Source organism: Rhodococcus sp. SBT000017 (assembly GCF_003688915.1).
GTDB lineage: Bacteria > Actinomycetota > Actinomycetes > Mycobacteriales > Mycobacteriaceae > Rhodococcoides.
The window spans coordinates 30356-50233 of record NZ_REFU01000002.1 but is presented as its reverse complement, the minus strand read 5'-3'; the positions used below and the strand labels follow the sequence as shown (position 1 = coordinate 50233).

General features: G+C 63.3%; 19 protein-coding genes and 1 pseudogene. 12 read left to right on the top strand and 8 right to left on the bottom strand.

All coding sequences use genetic code 11. The annotated features are described in order from the left end of the window. Positions 1–31: 31 nt before the first annotated feature. From AYK61_RS21420 to AYK61_RS21375, 10 genes are read left to right on the top strand one after another with little or no spacing between them, the layout of a single operon-like run. Positions 32–1153, top strand: a complete 1122-nt coding sequence (locus AYK61_RS21420; RefSeq protein WP_220709163.1) for a hypothetical protein — start codon at positions 32–34, stop codon at positions 1151–1153. Beyond that, entirely contained in the window at positions 1150–2391 is a 1242-nt protein-coding gene (locus AYK61_RS21415) for an aconitase family protein (protein WP_220709162.1), read from the top strand. The genes AYK61_RS21420 and AYK61_RS21415 overlap by 4 nt, the downstream gene beginning before the upstream one ends. Continuing rightward, positions 2388–2876: a hypothetical protein gene (gene leuD / locus AYK61_RS21410; RefSeq protein WP_121873008.1), complete on the top strand. Its 489-nt coding sequence runs from the start codon at positions 2388–2390 to the stop codon at positions 2874–2876. Before AYK61_RS21415 ends, leuD begins: the two co-directional genes overlap by 4 nt. 12 nt (positions 2877–2888) lie before the next feature. Further along, a complete protein-coding gene (locus AYK61_RS21405) occupies positions 2889–3647 on the top strand; it encodes a trans-aconitate 2-methyltransferase (RefSeq protein ID WP_121873007.1) in 759 nt (252 codons plus the stop codon). Then, positions 3644–4096 carry a GNAT family N-acetyltransferase gene (locus AYK61_RS21400; RefSeq protein ID WP_121873006.1) on the top strand — a complete coding sequence of 151 codons (453 nt, stop codon included), beginning with the start codon at positions 3644–3646 and terminating at the stop codon, positions 4094–4096. The genes AYK61_RS21405 and AYK61_RS21400 overlap by 4 nt, the downstream gene beginning before the upstream one ends. A 32-nt stretch (positions 4097–4128) precedes the next feature. Continuing rightward, positions 4129–5256 (top strand): acetyl-CoA carboxylase biotin carboxylase subunit family protein, encoded by a 1128-nt coding sequence (locus tag AYK61_RS21395; protein ID WP_121873005.1) that lies wholly within the window; start codon positions 4129–4131, stop codon positions 5254–5256. Continuing rightward, positions 5253–6359, top strand: a complete 1107-nt coding sequence (locus AYK61_RS21390; protein ID WP_121873004.1) for an acetyl-CoA carboxylase biotin carboxylase subunit family protein — start codon at positions 5253–5255, stop codon at positions 6357–6359. The genes AYK61_RS21395 and AYK61_RS21390 overlap by 4 nt, the downstream gene beginning before the upstream one ends. A 5-nt stretch (positions 6360–6364) precedes the next feature. Further along, positions 6365–7579, top strand: a complete 1215-nt coding sequence (locus AYK61_RS21385) for an MFS transporter (RefSeq protein WP_147458372.1) — start codon at positions 6365–6367, stop codon at positions 7577–7579. Then, complete coding sequence (locus tag AYK61_RS21380) at positions 7576–8625, top strand: hypothetical protein (RefSeq protein WP_147458371.1); 1050 nt, start codon at positions 7576–7578, stop codon at positions 8623–8625. The genes AYK61_RS21385 and AYK61_RS21380 overlap by 4 nt, the downstream gene beginning before the upstream one ends. After that, positions 8625–9866, top strand: coding sequence for an ATP-grasp domain-containing protein (locus tag AYK61_RS21375; RefSeq protein ID WP_121873001.1), 1242 nt, complete (start codon positions 8625–8627; stop codon positions 9864–9866). Before AYK61_RS21380 ends, AYK61_RS21375 begins: the two co-directional genes overlap by 1 nt. A gap of 2 nt (positions 9867–9868) precedes the next feature. Here the strand turns inward: AYK61_RS21375 and AYK61_RS27415 are convergent, their stop codons facing one another. The 7 genes and pseudogenes from AYK61_RS27415 to AYK61_RS21340 all read right to left on the bottom strand — a co-directional run bounded on the left by AYK61_RS27415 (position 9869) and on the right by AYK61_RS21340 (position 17676). Next, entirely contained in the window at positions 9869–10555 is a 687-nt protein-coding gene (locus AYK61_RS27415) for a hypothetical protein (protein WP_183130481.1), read from the bottom strand. Positions 10556–10644: 89 nt separating this feature from the next. Continuing rightward, positions 10645–11454, bottom strand: a complete 810-nt coding sequence (locus AYK61_RS21365) for a hypothetical protein (protein WP_121873000.1) — start codon at positions 11452–11454, stop codon at positions 10645–10647. A gap of 187 nt (positions 11455–11641) precedes the next feature. Further along, complete coding sequence (locus tag AYK61_RS21360; protein WP_121872999.1) at positions 11642–13240, bottom strand: FAD-dependent oxidoreductase; 1599 nt, start codon at positions 13238–13240, stop codon at positions 11642–11644. A gap of 45 nt (positions 13241–13285) precedes the next feature. Beyond that, positions 13286–14305, bottom strand: coding sequence for a diiron oxygenase (locus tag AYK61_RS21355; RefSeq protein WP_121872998.1), 1020 nt, complete (start codon positions 14303–14305; stop codon positions 13286–13288). Positions 14306–14397: 92 nt separating this feature from the next. Then, a complete protein-coding gene (locus AYK61_RS21350; protein ID WP_121872997.1) occupies positions 14398–15696 on the bottom strand; it encodes a T3SS (YopN, CesT) and YbjN peptide-binding chaperone 1 in 1299 nt (432 codons plus the stop codon). Positions 15697–15787: 91 nt separating this feature from the next. Continuing rightward, on the bottom strand, positions 15788–16978 hold the full coding sequence (locus AYK61_RS21345; RefSeq protein ID WP_147458370.1) for a hypothetical protein: 1191 nt from the start codon (positions 16976–16978) through the stop codon (positions 15788–15790). Positions 16979–17002: 24 nt separating this feature from the next. Further along, a pseudogene (locus AYK61_RS21340) lies at positions 17003–17676 on the bottom strand (NrtR DNA-binding winged helix domain-containing protein). 61 nt (positions 17677–17737) lie between these two features. Between AYK61_RS21340 and AYK61_RS21335 the strand changes: the two are divergent. Both AYK61_RS21335 and AYK61_RS21330 read left to right on the top strand, forming a co-directional pair. Beyond that, positions 17738–18664 carry an ADP-ribosylglycohydrolase family protein gene (locus AYK61_RS21335; protein WP_121872995.1) on the top strand — a complete coding sequence of 309 codons (927 nt, stop codon included), beginning with the start codon at positions 17738–17740 and terminating at the stop codon, positions 18662–18664. After that, positions 18661–19170: an O-acetyl-ADP-ribose deacetylase gene (locus AYK61_RS21330; RefSeq protein WP_121872994.1), complete on the top strand. Its 510-nt coding sequence runs from the start codon at positions 18661–18663 to the stop codon at positions 19168–19170. Before AYK61_RS21335 ends, AYK61_RS21330 begins: the two co-directional genes overlap by 4 nt. On the opposite strand, the gene AYK61_RS21325 is transcribed toward AYK61_RS21330, so the two are convergent. Beyond that, complete coding sequence (locus AYK61_RS21325; protein ID WP_259468213.1) at positions 19167–19871, bottom strand: excalibur calcium-binding domain-containing protein; 705 nt, start codon at positions 19869–19871, stop codon at positions 19167–19169. The two genes, AYK61_RS21330 and AYK61_RS21325, sit on opposite strands and share 4 nt — an antisense overlap. Positions 19872–19878 lie beyond the last annotated feature (7 nt).

The following is a 19878-nucleotide window of genomic DNA, read 5'->3' as shown; positions in this document are numbered from 1 at the left end:
CCTGAGAAACGGGGCTTATATGCACGAGAACTTGATTCTTGAAGACACGACACTGCGCGACGGCGAGCAGACGCCGGGAGTGGCGCTGTCCGCGGCGAAGAAGCTTCAGATCTTCGACGCGCTGATCGACGCCGGTGTGCGGTGGATCGAACCAGGCATTCCGGCGATGGGTGGGGAGGAAGTTCGTGCATTGCAAGCAATGCTCGAGCGGCGTGACGAGGTCACGCTCATCGGCTGGAATCGAGGAGTGCGCTCGGATATCCAACGCAGCATCGACCTCGGTTTCAAAGCAATTCACATCGGTTTGCCGACGTCCAACAATCACCTCGCGAATTCAGTGCGCAAGGACCGTACGTGGTTGCTCGCTACAGCGCGCGACATGGTGAAGTTGGCGAAGGACCAGGGCAGTTTCGTCAGTATCAGCGCGGAGGACATCGGCCGGACCGAAATCCCCTTCCTGCAGGAGTACGCCGTCGCGGTCGCCGAGGCAGGAGCCGATCGGTTGCGTCTGTCCGATACCATCGGAATCCTCTCACCGTCGCAATACGGCGAGCGCGTGTCTGCTGTCAAACAGGCTACTGATCTTGATCTGCAGGCTCACTGCCACAACGACTTCGGCGTCGCGGTGGCCAACACACTTGCCGCGATCGAGGCGGGAGTGCGGTACTTCCATGTCACGGTCAACGGTATCGGCGAGCGGGCAGGCATGGCCGACATCGCTCAGGTCGTAATGAGTCTTCGACAGTGGTACGGAGTGGACCTTGGTATCGACACAGAAAAGTTGACGGCATTGGCGCGCATAGTGGCGGATGCATGCGGTGCTCCGACCGCTCCGTGGCAGCCCGTCGTCGGGGGCAACGTGTTCAGCCACGAATCGGGTATACACACCACTGGCATGCTCCGGGACACCTCAACGTTCGAGCCGTTCCCTCCGGAACTTGTCGGTGGTGAGCGCCACCTGCTGGTCGGGAAGCATTCTGGCCGTGGCGTCATCAAGAGTGTTCTCGGCGCCGCAGCCGACGGCTTGGACGACGATCAGCTGGACCGACTGCTGGAGCGCGTCCGCCAGTCCTCGATCGATTCCGGTGGTGCGTTGTCCGCCGAGACCATCGCCGCGCTGATCGAGCGACCATTAGAGGTCGCGGCCAAGTGACGGTGAGTCTGGTTGCGGGTCGCCCGATGGCCGACCAGATCATCCACGCACATCGGACGGGTACCGAGTCCGATGCCATGCCAGTGCCCGGCCAGCTGGTGACTGTGAGCCCGGACCGGGTCTATGTGCAGGACGGGAATGCGCCGACCATCGCGAAGCTGTACGCAGATCATGGCTTCTCGACCGTCTTCGATCGAGCCAAGGTCAGCTTCGTATTCGATCACTCGGTTCTGGTGGCCAACGTGGACATGGCCGATCGAATGAAGGAGGCTGACGAGTTCGCTGCGGCACTTGGGGTCGACGTTCAAGCTCGGGGCAGGGGAATCAGCCACGTGATTGCGGCCGAGTTGGGTTGGTTCGCGCCGGGGCAGCTGGTACTGGGATCGGACTCGCACACGTGTGTGGGTGGCGCTTTCGGTGCCATGGGGTTGGGTATGGGTGCCTCGGATATCACTGCGGCGATGGTTTCGGGTGCGACATGGCTCCGCGTGCCCGAGACCGTGGTGGTGGAGTTCGTCGGGCACCCACATCCACTGACTCGTCCGCGAGATGTATTGATCGATCTACTGGCCGATGTCGGCCAGGACGACTTCCTGTACAGATCGGTCGAGTTCGTCGGGGAATGGATCAGGTCGCTGACGCCGGACGGCCGGGCAAGCATGGCGAGCCTCGGCGTCGAACTGGGCGCCAAGTGCGTGTTCCTCGAAGACCTGAACGGTGACGTGCCGGTCGGGACTACCCCCGATAAGCGCACGATCAGACGTGACATCCACGGAATCGAACCCGTAGTGTCGCGTCCGCACCTGCCCGCCAACTCGGCGACGTTGGCCGAACTTGCAGGCACGCGCGTGGACTACGTATTCATCGGCAGTTGCACGAACAGCCGTCTCGAAGACCTGGCCGAGGTCGCTGCGGTCGTGCGGGGCCGAAAAGTAGCTGCTGGAACACAATTCGTGATCACACCGGGATCCATAGACATCTACCGCGACGCGGCGCGCTTGGGCTACATCGACACTTTGATGGAGGCAGGTGCCGTCGTGACGCCGCCCGGCTGTGGGGCGTGTGTGGGAACGCAGGGTCCCCTACCTGCGAGGGGGGACAATGTGCTGTCGACGATGAATCGAAACTTCAGAGGTCGCATGGGGAATCCCGATGCCGACATCTATCTGTCCACGCCGATAGTTGCGGCAGCGTCGGCCCTCGTGGGTGCGATTCCGACTCTGAAGGACATCACGTGAGCACCGAGGTCCACGGCGTTCGACGATTGTTCGGGGTGGTATCGACGGACGACATAATTCCGGCTCGGTACAAACATATGCACACCGACCCGGACCTGCTTGCACCACACACTTTCGAGGCGTTCGCGCCGGGTTTCGTCGACACGGTGCGGTCGGGGGACGTTCTGGTCGGTGACTCGCTCTTCGGTATCGGCAGTTCTCGGGAGCAGGCCGTATCGGCTTTGGCTGCGGCCGGATTCACAGCGGTGATAGCCCCCAGATTCGGGCGTATCTTCTTCCGGAACTGCTGGAATCTCGCGGTGCCTGCCATCGAGGTGGATACCGCGTTGTTGGTCGGTCACGACTCTGTCGGGCTGGACCTTGATCAAGGGCACATTCTCGACCGCGACGGCAACGTAGTCGTGGATTTCGTGCCACCACCGTCGATGCTGATCGAGATGGTGCGCGCAGGAGGGCTGCTGCGTACTCTCGCTCGCTCATTGTAGAAAGGAAGTCACATGCCCGAGATCGATGCGAAGTTCGACGGCCTCGCCGAGAGCTACGACCGTACGAGGCCGCGTTATCCGGCTGAACTGTTCGGTCCGGTGGTCGAGTCTCTTCGAGACACGCGTTCGCCGCTGGTGGTCGATGCTGGAGCTGGAACCGGAATCGCCCTCGAGACGCTACTTCCCTTGCTCCCATCAACGGCTGCGGTCCACGCGGTTGACATCTCGTCGGACATGGTCACGCGGGGACGGTCGAAGTTTCCCGACGTGCACTGGATGGTAGGGACCGCTGAGGACTATCTCGCCGAACGCGGAAGCGTTGATGCGCTCATAGCCGCGCAGGCCTACCAGTGGATGGACCGAGCACGGTTTTTGACGCTCGCAGGTGAGCGGCTACGTGCTGGTGGGGTATTGGCGATCGTGCAGAACAACCGCAACTTCGGGGTAGGTGGGTTCGCGGAGGAATACGAGACCTTGCTCGAGAAGCGGTCACCCGGGTACAGCAGAAACTATCGTTCGTTCGACATCGAAGCCGAGCTGAAGGAGGTGTTCGTCAAGGTCACGACAACTGAAATCAGCTGGGCACAAGCTATATCTGTCGATGACTTCGTGACGATGAGCTCGTCGTCGACGCAGGCGCAGCGCGCGATCGCCGCCACTGGTTTGCAGTTTCTGGACGAGGTTCGAGCCTTGTCCGAAGCCCACGCCGTCGATGGGACGGTCTCGCTTCCGTACGTGTCGGAAGGTTTCTACGGCTGGCAGGGCCTGTGACAGATGTGACGTCGGTCGACAGCGAAGACGCCGGACTGGTAGCGGAACTCGTCCGTCTGGTATTCGAGCCGTTCCGTGCACAATTCGAGCCGACCGCGATGCGGTGGACGGCCGAGGCGATCGCCGATCGGCCGGACGATTGGCTTGTGCTGCGGCGAGACGGATTGATAGTCGGTGCAGTTCGTCACGGTGTCGACAACGAGGGGTACACGTTCGATTCGCTCAGCGTCGACCCTGCCGTACGCAGGCAAGGTATCGGCCGATCGTTAGTCGCGGCAGTCCGTGTGCGCGCGATGGAAGCTGGAGCGCACCAGTTGATCGTTGCCGTGCGGCACGCCCTGTCCGGCAACGTCGCGTTCGTCGGTGCGTGTGGTTTCGTTCGATCGCGGAACTTTTCTGCCGACCATGACGTCTATGTCGCACCGCTTTCTGCGCAGGTGCGCCGATGACTGTGTTGTGTTTGGGGTACAGGAAGGGGTTCGTGGAGGCAGCCCGTGAGCGCGGCGTCGACATCCACTTCGTAGTCGAAAAAGTCAAAGCAGATTTAGCGGGTTCGGCGTACACCCTGGTGTCCGATCTCAGCGATATCGCGGAGGTGGTTCGTGCGGTCGCGGCCAGCGGAAACCTCGTTCCGACGGCTGCAGTGACGGGACACGAGCAAGCTGTTCTTCCTGTTGCCGCCCTTCGTGGGCTCCACGGCCTTCCAGGAAACCGGGATCTTGCCACGTATCTGAGGTTTCGCGACAAATACCTGCAGAAGGCGGCATTGCCGCCGACGATCGCACACGCACAGTGTAGGTACGTCAAGCGAGCAGACACCGAGTTCGCGGCGATGGCTGCCCAGATGGGATCGTCCCTGGTCCTCAAGCCGGCCGATGGTCACGGATCGAACAACACCGCACTGGTGGACTCTCAGCAGTCCTACGATCGCTACTTCGCAGAGAGCCCAATCCTGTCGGATGTCGGTACCGTCGCCGAGTCCTATGTGTCAGGTCGCGAGATCCACGTCGACGGAGTGTGGGTCGACGGGCGAATCGAGTGGTCCGCTGTGTCTGCGTATCTCGATCAATTGATGAACTGGGCCATGGGCGGTGTGGTCGGCGACTATCCGATCGACTCTTCCGATTCTTCGCTGACCCGCCTCGCCGAAGCCTTCGCGACGCAAGTGCTGACGGCACTCGGAGCGCCCGACACCGTCTTCCACCTGGAAGCATTTGTAGATTCGGACGGAACGCTCACCCTCGGTGAGGTCGCAGCCCGAATGGTCGGTGCAATGACGCCGGAGATCTTGGCGCGAACCTACGGCGTCGACCTCTATGGAGCATCGCTCGACCTCGCACTCGGACGTGCACCGGTGCTGCCGAAGTCGCGGAAGGCTCCGGACACGTTGTTCGGATTCGTGTTCCTGAACCGTCACCCGGGTGCCCGAGTCAGTGAAGCTGATATTCGCGCGCGCTTCGACGTTGCCGACTGTTCCTTCCCTGAGTCCCGGATCGGCGACAGCACGAGGTCGTACGGCCGCTGGGGGCACGCGATCCTTGGGCGCGCATCGGTTTCGGCTCTGGAAGCTGACCTCCGCAGCGTCGCGGAATTCACGAAGACCGGATGATGCAGGCAGTCGAATCGGTCGTTCTCGTTCTGGGTCGGCGGAAACCGCTGTTGGAACGTGCATTCGGGAGGTTGGACGGGTTCCGCTTCGTCGACGTGGTTGCGCTGTCGGACACTCTTGCCGACTACGAACGCGCAGCCGACGCCATCGTCGCGCGCCGACCGGTCGTCGGGGTGGTCGCTACTTCGGAAAGCACCATGCAGCTGGCAGGATACCTTCGCACTCGGTACGGGCTGGACGGCCTGCAGTTCGAGCAGTCCCTCGTCGTCACAGACAAGTGGCACATGACCATGGCAGTACGCAGTGCGGTCCTGAGTCCTCGCACCTGGTTGTCGGGGCAATTCCTCCACGAGCGGCCGAGCGGACTGCCGGAGGTCGTCGTCAAACCCCGAGCATCGTCCTCGGCGCGCGGGGTCCGCCGGCTCTCATACATGGATGCCCTCGATTTCCTGAGTTCCGATGATCGGCTGTGGGTAGTGGCCGAGGCGATCGACGTCGAGCGCGAATTTCACTGCGATGGGGTCGTAAGCGACGGATCGATCGCGTGGATGCAGAGTTCGGAGTACGACCGTCCGGTATTGCGGTCCTTCGGAACTCGATCGACCACGGTGTTGGACGCGTCTGATCCTCTCCGCGACGAGCTGTCTCTGTTCGCATCTGCGGTGATCTCTGCGATCGCGATCGAACGCGGCGTTTTCCACCTAGAGATTATGTACGACGGTCGTCGACTGGTGTTCGGCGAAATCGGTTTCCGACCGGCCGGAACCGGAATCGCCGAGCTGATACTTCGGGTCAACGAAATCGATTTGTGGGCCGAGTTTCTTGCAGCGCAACTTGGTACCGAGCGCGCCCCGGATCGGACCGCCGCTGACGTTCGCGACGTCGCCGGGCTGATCATGGCAAGACCGGGCGTCAATGGTGAACCCCCACTGGATGAGTCTGCCGCGCGGAGCTTGCCAGGTGTCATCGGCATCGGAGTCGGCAATATCGACCGAAACACCGATCCAGAAAACATGTGCGAATACGAGTATCTGGTGTTCTTCGACGGCGTCGAACGCTCCTCGGTCGCGGATCTGCGTCGAGCCGTCGCAGGAAAGGGGTAAAAGTGGTGACAAGGACTCCTACTCGAGCTGAGCGCGCGTTGCTCTTCTTCTTCGCCAACAGCTTCGCCGAGACACTGCAGGCCGTCGGCATTCTGTGGGCTGCTTTCGCGCTCACCGACAGCGGTGTTGTGGTCGGTGTGGTGAATGCTTTCGCGTATCTCCCCGGTGTTGTGGTCGGTGTCCTCTACCGCAATCGTGCGGACTCCGGCGACTCCGATCGCTCATTAGCGCGGACCAATCGGGCGCTCGTCGTGGGTTCGACAGCATTGACGGTCGTCTGGCTCGTCGCGGGTGCGGAATGGCTGCTCATTGCATTCTTCATCGCTGCCCAAATCCTGCTCAGCGTAGTCAAGATGCTCAACAAAGCCTATATCGGCCGATTCGTGCGGCAGCGATTCAGCGGTGCGCAAGCGCGTCACGTGCTCGAACGCGCAACGTCACTCGGACTCGTCGGTGGCCTCGTCGGGGGTGGTCTCGGCGGGCTCTTGCTCGAACTCGGCTCGGCTGGTTGGCTATTCGCGCTTGCGGCTCTGATGTACGTAGTGAGCCTGTGGGCCATTCGATTCACGCTGAGGGAGGGCGTCGATCCGCAGCGCGTCGATCCTGCCCCTGCAAAGGCGTCGCCTGCCGAGACGAGTTCCGGACTCACCGGGTCCAACCGCCGCTTGCTCTGGCTGGTACTGGTGTTCTCGGTCCCCAGCAGTGGTGCGCTTCCCTACATATCGACGCTGATGGTTCCGTTCTCGGACGTGATCGCGCCGGGTGCCGGTGCGTTCTATGCAGCCCTGACCATCGCAACCACTCTCGGCGGATTCGTCGCAGGTATGGCCTTGTCGGCCGAGAAGATCACGATCGGCCACGTGTTGACCTTTGGATTGCTCGCCTCAGCGGCCCTGTGTGTTGGGCTCGGGGCGGCAACGTGGGCGCCGCTGGTGCTGTTACTGGTTTTCCTTGTTGCGGTGGTTCTGACAGCCCACGTGATCTCGATGCAGGTGTTGACCAATCAGGCACCGGCCGAAAACGAGGTCGGGAAGTTCACGGTGATGCGCAATTGCGTTGCCGGGCTTGCAAAAGGGGGCTTTTCGCTGGTCGCCGGATGGATTGTCGACGTAGGTGGCCCAGCGCAATCATGGTTGGTGCTCGCGGTGGTCCTCGTCGTCTTCGGCGTCGGGTGGTACTTCGTCGATCGAAAGTACGAAGGAGTGTCGATCCCGTCGTGATGGTCGGAGAGCAGCTGATCGAATTCGTGCGATCCAGACGTGGCGACTACGTCGACCCTGCGGCGCCTGAGTCGGCACTACAGAGTCTCGGACTCGACGACGCCACGCTTGCACGGTGGCGCTCGTCGACCGACGTGATCGCCACACTTCCGCACGCGAGCCCCAACGTCTTCTTTCCCCGAGTACGAGTGTCCTGGTACGCGGGTCGTCTGCAGGCACGCGAGCCGGACACACACCATGTGCGGCTCTGCCTCACGCACGTCAACTTGTCGGATCTCGGTTGGCGACCCTATGCGTGGTGGTACCTCGACGAGCGGGGGGACCTCGCCGAACTTCGGTTGAGCACGCGCAACAAGAAGCGTAAGCACGCGGTCGTCAGCAGCGTTGGTCCGATCAACGGCCCGCCTCCCGGTGCATCGGGCGCTGACCTGGACGCCGGCAACGCGGCTAGTTGGGGACGTGACCACGCAGTGTCGTCGATGCTGATTCTGTCTACGGTCGAACGTGCTGCCGGGATGAGCGAGTCCGGCCGCACGACCTATGTTCCCTTCGACGAGTTGGTGAGCTTTGTACGGGACCGCTCGGATGGACCCGGTTCCGACCCCCTCACACGGTGGTCGAAAGGCGTTCTGGCGCACGCTGACGGACGCCGGAAAGGACCGGATGGACGACTACGACCGTGTGACCCAATCGAGGCGGACGTCTTCGACCACAACTCGAACATGGCACTGCTTTCGTTGCTCGGGGATCCGCGAGTTCTCGGCGGTGCAAAAATGACCGGTTACTGGCCTGCAGTGAAGAGCCGAGTTGATGCAGTTCGGGCCGACTCCGGCGTCGATGCTTCGACTCCACACCCGGTCGAAGTTCCCGACGTGGACCTGACTCCGATCGCCTCGCCGTCGTTCGGCGTTCGAGAGCAGCTGCGGCAAGCCGGAATCGAATACTCCCAGTCGATGGCAGTCCACGAACACGGGCGGTTCGCCGCCACCGACGGTCCCTTCATCGATCGGCTAGCCGAATCGGTGACCAACTCGAAAGGAAGCTGATGACGATGCCCGGACGAGAACGATGCGACGGTCACCGAGTGCTGCTCGTTGGTGGAAAGCCCGACCGTGCACTGCACGCGCTTCGTGACCTCGGGGCGAGCGTGACCTGCGTAGCGAGCGTCAAACACGCGGCGAAACTGTCCGGGGGTGCTCTGGTGGACGCAGCGGTAGCGGTCCGGAACCCCGCAGATGCGGAGGATGTGATGCTCGGACTGTCCCGTCACGGCATCAGGGTCGAAGAGTTCGATGTCGTAACCAGCGCCCTGGAGTTCGGGCTCGTGGCGGCATCGGTCATCGGATCGGCGGTCAGTGTCCGATCGCTACCGCTACGTACCGCAGTCCTGCTGCGCGACAAACCATCTCAGAAGCGCGCACTCCTGGACGCAGGGATACGGGTGGCGTCGAGTGAGGTGTTCGTCGCACCAGATGACCTCGAGGGGGCGGTGGCTCGGGTGGGTGGTCTCCCGGTCGTGGTCAAACCTACAGACGGTGCAGGTGCGGGTGATACCGAGATGATCCGCAGTGCGGACGACCTGCGCGGGTGGAGTGCTCGTGCACGCCCCCGTCCGTGGTTGTGCGAGTCCTTCGTCGTTGGCGACGAACTCCACCTCGATGGCGTCGTCCGAAATGGAACGTTGCGCAGCGTGTGCACCTCCCGATACTTCGCACCGATGATCGGCGTGTACGACGGGGAATTGAGCGGTTCGGCCATGCTCGGTGCCGAACGTTCCGACATCGTCTCTCTCGCTGCCGAGACGTGCATGGCGCAGGTGGTCGCCGCACTCGATCTACAGGATTGTGTATTTCATGCCGAGATGTTCGAGCAAGCCGACGGGTCGGTGGTCTTCGGCGAGATCGGTGGCCGCGTCGGGGGCGGCCGAATTGACGAGATGGTTCGGCGGGGAACGGGAGTCGACCTTCACTCGGCCTGGGCTGCAGCTGCGCTCGGTGTCGAAGAAGCCTTTCGCGCTGATCGGTCGCCAGGGTTGGTCTTCGGTAATCTGGACCTGCGGACCGATCCAGGAACCATCGTGACCCTACCTTCGGTGGAAGAGATCATGGGACGATCAGGAGTTGTTGACGCGGAGCTTAAACTTCGCCCAGGCGACAGTATGGAAGCAGTGGCGGACACCAACACCAGGGCCGGGCGGGCCGTGTTCGCGGCTGACACTTGGTCACAGGCCCGAGAGGCCGCAGTGACGTTAGACGCCTGGTTCCGATCTAGAACCGTGCTGGCGTAGAACTACTTTTTCAGCCACGCGAGCGTGGCGAAGATCGGTTCGTCCCCGTCGAGGCCGCCTTCCCGCGCCGCAGGAAGGCGTCCAGCAGGCCCAACACGAGCGTGGCGATTCGATCGACGAAGTCCGCCGCTTCGAGCCGTCGGGTCGTCGGGCCACAGGTCCGTTGCCGCCAGAACGGCGCTGACTGCTGCCCGACAGGCGTAGTCGATGCCTCCAGTGTCAGCGTCCACCGATTTCAGTATCGAAGCTGCGACGGAGGAGAACCGGGTCGCGATGTCGCGTCCGGTGTCGAGCGGCGGGACAAGGATTTCTTTCCTGAACAAGTTACGCCCCAGCAACAGTGACGGACAGGCGAGAGATCCGATGGCCTCGACCATGACCACTGTGCCGTCGCCTCCGGCGCACTGACGCGTCACGTGTACCAGTTCGGCAGGCTGCCAACCGTTCTCGAAAGCCGTGTCGAATGCGCCGTAGAGTGTTATCGCCGCCCGATCGTGCACCGAGCACGCCGGATCGGTTGCGTCCGCAGCGGACAAGCGTTTCGCAATCAGCCGAACCATGTCCTTCGAGGACGGCATCACCTGAGCGAAACCGATTCCGCTGTCCAGTAATTCGCTCGGGTCGGCATCCTGCCGCACGTTTGTCGAGCGCGAGTACTTGAAAATACTGTCCAAATCGATACGACTCATCGTCGTCCCCTCCACGTCCCCCGGTGTGGTCCCCGAACTTTTCGGTAGATCGCAGAGTAGGGGAGGGGTCCGACAGATTTTCGAACGTATCAGCGAGGAGCGAGCATCTGCAGCAATTCTTCGACCGACGGCAGGCCGGGAATCACGGGAAGATTCGGTACAGGGGCGGCGGCGGGCGGTGCCGTCAACTCGATGCCGCCGAGGCCCGCCATGACGTCGTCGGTGTTGGATCGGGGCGGTCCGTATGTATTGGATGCAATGACGAAGCCATCGCCGATCGACGCGGACGCGACCACACTCGATCGGTCGTCGGCCCAGCCCCACTTGCTCCCGGTCACGCCGGGCAACTGCTTGGTGCCCCAGTCCTGAACCATTCCATCGCGTGCCACCGGAGCCGCGGTGTTCATCCAGGCGAGAACGGGGCTGGCGGGATCGGTGCGATTCTTCGCCGCCAGGAATCGCACGGTGTCGGCTGTGCTCGTGGACGAGTTGCCCCAGAAACCGCCCCGCGAGGTAGAAGTGAGTCCGTATTCCGCAGCGGTTGCCGAAATCGCCTGGGGGTATTTGTTGTCGAGCGTCGAAGCGGCACCGTCGTCGCTGACCTGGACCATCCTGGCGGCCAGGTCGAGGTCTCTGGGCGAACCGTCGCCGAAGCGAACGACGTAGTCGGCCATGTAGAGCTTGACCGTCGACAGTCCCGGGCGCGCCGAGTTGTCCTCCGCGCTGCCCACATATGTCCCCGTCGGGATGTCTTCGTACGAAATCGAGGTTCGGGCCGGGACATCGGCGAGGTCGCCGGGCGTCGGCAGAGCCTGGGCCGGTGCCGCGCACACCAACGCCACAGCGATACCGACAATCGGGACAGCAGTCCTGGTGAAGATGCGTCGCAGGGCCGGCATCTCGTGCTCCTCGAGGTGTTGGCCCGCCGCGAATCGGTGGCCGATGACTGTAGCTACCCCGATGGTAGACGGTTCAACCTCACGCCGCTTTCCCCGGTTCTGCGGCCTTCGTCACCTGGATGAATGTGGCTTTCTTGCAGTTGGAGTGACCGAAAGGCGCATTGATCCCAACCGGGGGGGTGAGCGATCAGGAGCGGCGCAGGGCCAGCAGTTTGTCCTTCGAGCGTCGTAGCGTGCCTCGGTTCGCCCCGGTCGGCCAGGTGCTGGGCAGCTCGATCGGATCCGTCAGGCGGCCGGCGTTGAAGTCGTCGACCAGATTGCCGACGGTTTCCTGGGCGCAGGATTTGTTGGTGCCGATGAATCCCGAGGGGCCGCGCTTGATCCAACCGGTGACATAGCTGCCGACCGAAGTCTGCCCACCGGATTCCTGCAACACACGGCCGCCGGTGTTGGGAATGATGCCGGCTCGGTCGTCGAACGGAACTCCGGGGAGCGCGACGCCGCGATAGCCGATGGAGGTGAGGACGAGGCCGGCCTCGATGCTGTCCACATCGCCTGTCGGCGTGCTGCGAACCACGTCGTCGCCGTCCGCGGACAGGCCCATTCTGTCGAACTCGATACCCGTCACGCGATTTGTGCCCAGGATTCTGGTGGGGGAGAGCAGGTAGCGCAGAGTGATTCGCTTGCGGCCGTCGCTGTGTTCGGGGGATTCGTCGACGTGGCGAAGCAACTGCAGTTTCTGCGCCACGGCGTGGGGTAGGTCGTCGCTCGCGGCGAGTCGGACGGTGACCGGATCGAGTGCGAGTTCGCTGCGGTCGATGGCCAGGTCGATATCGGGGACGGTCAGCAATCCGGCGAACTCGGGCACGGTGAAAGCGGACTGTGCCACACCGCGTCGGCCGACGATGACCACTTCGCGAACTGCGCTGTGGCGCAGGGCGTCCAAGGCGTACGGTGCGATATCGGTCTGAGCGAGCGCATCCGGATTCATCGTCAGAATGCGGGCGACGTCGAGTGCGACGTTGCCGTTACCGACGACGACGGCGCGCTCGTGCGAGAGGTCGAATGTGCGGTGCGCGTGATCGGGGTGGCCGTTGTACCAGGCGACGAAGTCGGTTGCCGAACTGCGCCCGGGCAATTCGGCTCCCGGAATACGGAGCTCGCGATCCGATGACGCCCCGACTGCGTAGATCACGGCGTGATGGGTGTCCATCAGCTCGTCGTGAGTCACGTCCTTGCCGACCTCCACGCCGAGGTGGTACTCGAATCCCTCTTGCGCGGAGATCGTTTCGAACAATCGGGACACCTGACGCGTCTTCTGATGATCGGGTGCGACGCCGAGTCGAGCGAGACCGTGAGGTTGCGGAAGCCGATCGTAGACATCGACGCGCACGCCAGGTTGGGTGAGCAGCTCATCTGCCGCATACATGGCCGACGGGCCCGATCCGACGACTGCGACTCGAAGCGGCTGGCGATCCCTCGATACCGATGCTGCCGGGGTGACCGGGGCCAGGATGGGCCGCGGTGGGCGCTCCTGCTTGTAGAAATCCGCATTGATCGTCAGGAACGGCAGTTGCGCCTCGGTCAGTTTTGCCTGCGGCACAATGGCATCGACGGGACAGGCCGACACGCAAGCGCCACAGTCGACACACGATTGCGGGTCGATGTGCAACATTTCCGCCGTCAGGAAGTCCGGCTCGTCGGGAGTGGGATGAATGCAGTTGACGGGGCATGCGTAGACGCACGATGCGTCGCTGCAACATGACTGGGTGACGACGTGGGGCAAGAGGTTTCCTGACGGCAGAGGCAAGAAGGCTGAGCGGCGAGAGGGCTATGCGGCGAACTGGCTGGAACTGCGGTCGGGTTCGCTGCGGAAACGTGACGCTTTGCCGTCGATTCCGCACAGCTTCCACATCAGCCGGGCGGCGCGATTCATCATGCCGGTGTCGGTGGCCAGCATGCGTACGTCTCCGAAGTAGTCCTGCAGCGCGTGCTGGGATTCCTCGGTGCCCCAGAACAGGTCTTTCTTGACCTGCTTCGGGATATCGAACTTCGTCCAGAACTTCTTCGGCGGAATGACGATGACGTCGCACAGGATGCGCATCGTGATCGGGAAGGCCAGCGAGAGCAGGAACCGCCCGACCTTGGACATCTTGGGAACGCGACGACGCAGCAACTGATGCGCGAACGAGATGTGCCGCGCTTCTTCTGCGACGTGAATGGCCATGACGCTCTGCATGATCGGGTGTATTTCTTCACCGGACCGCAGGACCGACTTCTGAATGTGGTCGATGGGCTCCTCGCCTGCGAGAACGCCGACGAAGAACAGTTCGGGCAGCAGCGTGGCGAACAGCGGGACGAACGGCGAGATCATCTTCATGGGCCGACTCATGCCGGGGGCGTCGGAATCGACGCGGTTGACCATCTCCTGGAACATCAGAGTGTGGTTGCACTCTTCGATGGATTCGTGTGTGCAGTAGCGTGCCTCGGCCGAGCCGTTGGGCAGCGAGAACACGTACTGCATCATGCCGCGGATCAGGATGTTCTCGAACTGAAGACCGACCTTGGCGACGTTGGCCTGACGCCACATGCCGATCTCGATCTGCTTGTCGAGCGGCAATGCGCGGTACCAGGCGTGGCCACCGATCGGGTCCGTCTTGGCGGGGAGTACCCAGCGGGGATCGTTCGCGGGTACCGCGAACTTCTCGGACTCCCAGTCGATGTCGACGTACGGATCGAAGTGCTTGTGCACAGAACCCTCGGACAGCAGGGTGAGTGTCTCGTTGTACTGCTGTTCGTCCGTGGCGTCGGTGTCGACCGAAACGGACGTCGTGCCTGTCGTCAGTGTCATGGCTTCTCCAAACGAGGTGCGAACATAGAGTTAATGTAACCCCAGTTCACACGAAAGGGAAGCGTGCGGGAAAATTCCTGTTCGGCTGCCGTCTACTGTTCGTCCGAACGCTCGTCGGAGATCTCTGCCACCTCGTCGGTCTCGAACAGCTGCAACTGGATCGCCGACGGATCGACCACCGGCGTGACCTGCTCGGGGGTGCTGCGCAGTACCTCGCGCAGAGCAGCTACGGCGCGGCCCCATTTGCCGGCTTCTCGGTCTGCCTCGTCGACGTCGCAGTGCTCGTCACCGAGATCTGCGGCGACGGCCATACCGCGCCACGACGCCTCCTGCTCGGCGCTGATCCGCAGGTAGGAGACGACGACCTCGCGATCGGAGGAGCAGCATCCGAGGACGGTGTCGAGGTCGAGGGATTCTTCGGGCCGGGCAAGGAGCTCGACCAGTTCGAGCAGGCCGTCCGGGAAGTCGTCCGCGTCGATCGGCGGCGTCGGTTCCCCGAGTGCGCCGCCGAAATCCTCGGCGAACTTCTCGTCGACCTGCTCCCACACATGACTGAGCATCCGCACTGCCCACAGCAGATGATCGGCAACGAAGGGTGACCCGCTCACCCGCACCTGCGCGACGACGCAGTCCTGAACCAGGTGCAGCATCACGTCGGGGAGCTGCAGATTGAGATCGACCAGCAACTCGGCTGCGCGGGTTCGTCCCGACACAGCGTGGACCAGCGTCGAATTGATCTCGACCACAGGTTCGGTGGGCTTGACCGACACGTAGGCGGTGCCGCCCGCGAACCGAAGGGGAATGTCGCCGTCGGGGTCGTGATCCGGCGGAAAACCGAACCACGGCTCGAGGGCGCGATCGACGAGTTGCTGTAGGTGTTCCTTGCCCTTCGGTTGCACACACAATGGGACGACAGTCGTGTCGGACTCGGCGGTGGTGGCGTCGAAGTTCGGGACGTCGTAGCGACCGGTGGCGCGTGAGCCCAGAAAGGACGGGTGGGGCAGGCCCCAGATATCGCGAAACACCGCGACGGTCTTCTTCGCCAGATCATCGGACCACGAGCGATTGCGGTCGACGTGCGGTGCCGTGGGCTCGGAATCGACCGACGTGCGAAATCCCAGTTGGCTCAGCGCTTCTCGCTGCTCAGCGGTGATGGCACGGCCACTGTGCAGGTGCTCGTTCGACGGAATTTCGCAGCGGACCATATCGAGATCCCAGGCGTAGAACTGCACACAGGCGGCGGTATCGGGCACGCCGTCGGTGGTGTCGTAACGCGACTCGATCACCAGCGCATCGCCATCGCGCATCGCGCTGACGTAATCGCCGAGCTTGCGCTGGAACTGCATCCAGGCAGCATCGACATCGAAGTCGAACTCGAGTGAATCGCTCATGTCGGCTCCTTACCCAGATCGCGTTGCCGTAACGCACAGTCGGTGACGCTAGCGGCGACCACCGACACGATCTCGGCGCTCGCGGGGGCCGTCACGACGACGCCGAATCCTCGACCGAGCCGTAGAGCGGGTCGTCCTGCGACTCCTCGTCGATCACACCGAACGGCTGCGCCTCGGCCACACCGTCCAGCACCGCCGGACGCAACGCGTGCGGAACGGCGAGAACCTCCTCGATTCTGACGAGGATGCCCTGCTCGATGAGGGATCGAACCCGGTGGTCGATCAGCTGCGCCGTACGCAGATCTTCACCTTCGAGCTCGGCGTAGTCCTCGCCCTCGTTGTTGATCGGCAGCTCGTCGGTCATCGCGGCCAGAAGCGTCTGCACCGCGAACGTGTTGGCCAACGACCGTGACACGTCGGGATCGTCGCCATCTCCCGACAGCTGCACGCGGACGTGTTCGGCAACAAGCTCGTGCACGGTCTCGGCTCCACGGCCGGCCAGCGAATGTGCATTGTCTCCCGGCCTGGCGATATCCCCGTCGATGCGAATCAGTTCGGTGGCGATAGCCGTCGACCAGTAATCGACCGCTGCACCCACATGCAGCTGGGCGGGATCGAGCGGGGCAGAGCCGACGGCGTGCTGCAGGTCGGCGTTGTCGCCCACCGCCAATCCGTCGGCCACACGCGCGACGATGTCGTCGAGGGCGGGCAGGAGAGGCAGCGCCGAGATCGCGGCAAGTTCCTGGGCGAGGGAAACGTCGGGCAGGTCGATGTCGTCGGCGTCGAGCATGTCGGGCTCGTCGCCCTCGAGGAAGTCCGAGAGGTCTTCCATGCAGTGCGCGTAGTCCTCGGGGCTGCCGTCCCAAAGATCGGTCTCATCGAGGAAGGTCAGGTACTGCAGGGAGGTGAGAACGAGATTGACCGCGGTGTCCTCCGCACTGTCGGATTCCTCCTGCAGGATGCGTTCGGCCGCATCGACCAGCAGGTGCGCATCGGCAGGAAGCCAAGCGCTGGGGGAGAAGCCCTGACGAGCACCGGCAAGTTGGGTCAGTGTCGACGACACGAGCCGAGAGATCGCCTCCGATTGTTCCGACATCTCGCTCTCGTCGAGCCACTCGACGAAACCGTCGATCAGGTCGGCGATGCGTTCGGTGACGGCACCGGTCGGGGCCGGTCGGGATTGCTGGTGACGCCGTTGCCGGGCCTTGGTCTTTTCTGCACGTTTCTGTCCGCGGTTGGCAGGCCGCTTCGATCCCATGCCTGCCAGCTTATCTGTAGGCATGTCCGGTTTCGTCGATCCGTGCCCTCAGCGAAGAAGGAACGAGCCCGCAGACGCAGGAAGAGCCGGATTCGACGCACGGCGATACAGCTCCGCAGGGCGCCCGCCGCCCGCGGTCGAGGTCGCGCCCGTCCCGTGTAGCGAGCCGATGAGGTGGCGTCGGAACGTGTCTTTCGGCAGCGGGCGATCGAACACGATCTCGTACAGCTCGCGGAGTTCGAGAAGGGTGAATTCCGCATCCGCCAACAGTGCGGGATCGACCTCACGCGCGTAGCGATCACGGAGGTCGAGAACCGCCTCGGTCACCATGTCGGCGTGGTCGAAGGCGAGCGGTAACACCGGCCTGATGCCGTCGATCGGCATCGATTCGGTTGTGGGAGAGAGTGATCGAGCCGACATTGCTGCGCTGTGCGCCATCGACAGTACCCATCCGCGGTCGTCCCGGTCGGGGCCGTCGAACATCCTCAGCTGGTGGAAAGTGAGATCGATCAGGCCTGTCTTCGTCCGCAACGCTCGGTCCGCCGCGTCGGCGAGAGTTTCCGACGGTCGCAGGAACGTGCCCGGCAACGCGGGCCGCGCTGCGACGGAACGACGACGACGTGCAGTCGCCGTTCGCGGACGGTCAGTACTGCGACATCGACGGCTACGGAGGGGCGTGGATAGTCGGTCAGAGTATTGCCGTCTCGGTCTCGCCACGTCATGCCTTGCATCTTAGCGCGAATCTGATCTATAGTTAGAGCAATATCGATCTAAGGGGGACTCATGGAACTGCCCGCTATGCAGCACGATCGGGCGCGAGGCGTTCTGCTCGGAACCGCGGTAGGCGACGCGTTGGGCGCAGGATACGAATTCGGATATCCCACGTCCGAGACGACCATCGACATGATCGGCGGCGGCGCATTCGACTGGGCCCCGGGGGAATGGACCGACGACACCTCGATGGCGCTCTGTGTCGCGCGCGGACTCGAGCAGGGCGGCGACGTGGACGAGATCGCCGAGCACTTTCGCGACTGGTTCGACCAGAACCCTCCGGACGTGGGAAACCAGACTCGGCTGGTGCTGTCGCAGCCGACACGCAATGGTGCCGACATGACTGCGGCGGCAGCGTCGTTGGCAGGGAGAACCGGCGGCAACGGATCTCTCATGCGAACGGCGCCGATTGCCCTGGCCTACCTCGACGACCCGACCGGATGTCGAGATGCTGCGGCGCGGATCAGTGCCCTCACTCATTCCGATCCCCGCGCCGGTCAAGCGTGCCAAATGTGGAGTCACGCAATTCGATACGCGGTTCTGAACTCCACCTACGACGGCGTGGCCGAGTTCTTGAACGAGGCCGAGGCCGATGTCCGCGAGTTCTGGCAGCCCCTGCTCCATCAGGCACAGGAGGGGCAGCCGTCCGACTTCCCGAACAACGGCTGGGTGGTCCACGCTCTGCAGACGGCATGGTGGGCAATCCATCGACCTGCCGACGCGGAGCGGCCCCTGCCTGCCGCTCTCGAACTGTGTGTCCGCGCCGGCGGCGATACCGACACCACGGCGGCCATAGCCGGAGGACTCCTCGGAGCGCGTTGGGGTGCATCGGCGGTGCCGAGCGGATGGCGCGACATCGTCCACGGCTACCCGGGGTTGCGCGCCGACGATCTCGACCGAATCACCTCGAAAATCATTGCAGCGAAGGAGCTTTCATGACAGTCATCGACGTCGTCCAGCGCGACATCACGGACGTGGCCGCAGATGCGATCGTCAATGCCGCCAATACGCGATTGCTCGGCGGCGGGGGCGTGGACGGTGCTATCCACCGGGCCGGTGGGCCGGACATCCTCGCAGAATGCAAGGCGCTGCGGGCCACCACCCTGCCCCACGGCCTCGACACCGGCGCAGCCGTCGCCACCACCGCGGGCCGACTTCGAGCCGGCTGTGTCATCCACACCGTCGGCCCGCGCTTTTCCCCGCACGAGGACAGATCGGAGCTACTGCGACTCTGCTACGCCCGAAGTCTGGCGCTGGCCGCGTCGATGAATCTGAAATCCATCGCATTTCCCTTGATTTCCGGCGGATCCTACGGATGGCCGATGCAGGATGCAGTCACCCAACAGGTCGTGGCAGTCAAAGCTGCCCGGCCGTCGGTCGACCTCGTCATGCTGGTCCCCTACTCCCGCGAAGCCGCGAACCTGACGCGGCGGTTGGTGGGTTAGGTGTCGCAGCCGATCCCGTCTTTGTCGCGGTCTAGTTTCAGGCTGTAACCCGGCTCGCCCGCGTAGATCGGTGCTGCACCGGCGGCTCGGACTGCGTCGCAATTGGCATACGTGACAACGGGAGGCACCGCGGCCAACGGCGCGGGGGCGGTGTAGACGGGCTCGGGTGTGTACACCGGTTCCGGCGTGTAGACGGGCTCGGGGATGTACACAGGTTCGGGCTCGGGCAGCGGGATGTATTCCGTTGTCGTCGGTATCTCGACAACGGCGGCGACCGGCTCAGTGGTCGGAGTCGCGGTCGTGGTTGTTGGGGCCGGTGTGGTTGTCGTCGGCGGCGCGGTGGTCGTCGTGACGGTCGGCAACGCGGGCACGGCCGCGACCGGTGCGATGGCGGTCGTGGTCTCGGGTTCGGTCGTGGTGGTCAGACCCATGACGAACAGTGCCGGGAGGACAGCGATGGCAGGTACCGCCCAGACCTTGCGACCCCGCGCGGGTGACGAGCGCAGGTACATGACGCCGCTGCCGACCAGCAACGCGCCGACGAGTAGCGCGCCGAGCTCGAACGAGAACACTGCCCCGATCAGAAAGAATGCACCGAAAACAATTGCGGCCCAGGAGAATACCTTGCCGAACAGGGGGCGGCGAGGCGTCTGTGGCTCGGGTGCCGGTCGCTGAAAGGGTGGCGGGTAGGCGCTGGTCATGTCGAGG

What these genes read in the sequence shown, in the direction of transcription:
- AYK61_RS21390 (WP_121873004.1), top strand. Translation starts at nt 5,253, where the DNA reads ATGATGCAGGCAGTCGAATCGGTCGTTCTCGTTCTGGGTCGGCGGAAA.
- AYK61_RS21405 (WP_121873007.1), top strand. Translation starts at nt 2,889, where the DNA reads ATGCCCGAGATCGATGCGAAGTTCGACGGCCTCGCCGAGAGCTACGAC.
- AYK61_RS27415 (WP_183130481.1), bottom strand. Translation starts at nt 10,555, where the DNA reads ATGAGTCGTATCGATTTGGACAGTATTTTCAAGTACTCGCGCTCGACA.
- AYK61_RS21335 (WP_121872995.1), top strand. Translation starts at nt 17,738, where the DNA reads ATGGAACTGCCCGCTATGCAGCACGATCGGGCGCGAGGCGTTCTGCTC.
- AYK61_RS21345 (WP_147458370.1), bottom strand. Translation starts at nt 16,978, where the DNA reads ATGCCTACAGATAAGCTGGCAGGCATGGGATCGAAGCGGCCTGCCAAC.
- AYK61_RS21375 (WP_121873001.1), top strand. Translation starts at nt 8,625, where the DNA reads ATGACGATGCCCGGACGAGAACGATGCGACGGTCACCGAGTGCTGCTC.
- AYK61_RS21355 (WP_121872998.1), bottom strand. Translation starts at nt 14,305, where the DNA reads ATGACACTGACGACAGGCACGACGTCCGTTTCGGTCGACACCGACGCC.
- AYK61_RS21350 (WP_121872997.1), bottom strand. Translation starts at nt 15,696, where the DNA reads ATGAGCGATTCACTCGAGTTCGACTTCGATGTCGATGCTGCCTGGATG.
- AYK61_RS21325 (WP_259468213.1), bottom strand. Translation starts at nt 19,871, where the DNA reads ATGACCAGCGCCTACCCGCCACCCTTTCAGCGACCGGCACCCGAGCCA.
- AYK61_RS21330 (WP_121872994.1), top strand. Translation starts at nt 18,661, where the DNA reads ATGACAGTCATCGACGTCGTCCAGCGCGACATCACGGACGTGGCCGCA.
- AYK61_RS21365 (WP_121873000.1), bottom strand. Translation starts at nt 11,454, where the DNA reads ATGCCGGCCCTGCGACGCATCTTCACCAGGACTGCTGTCCCGATTGTC.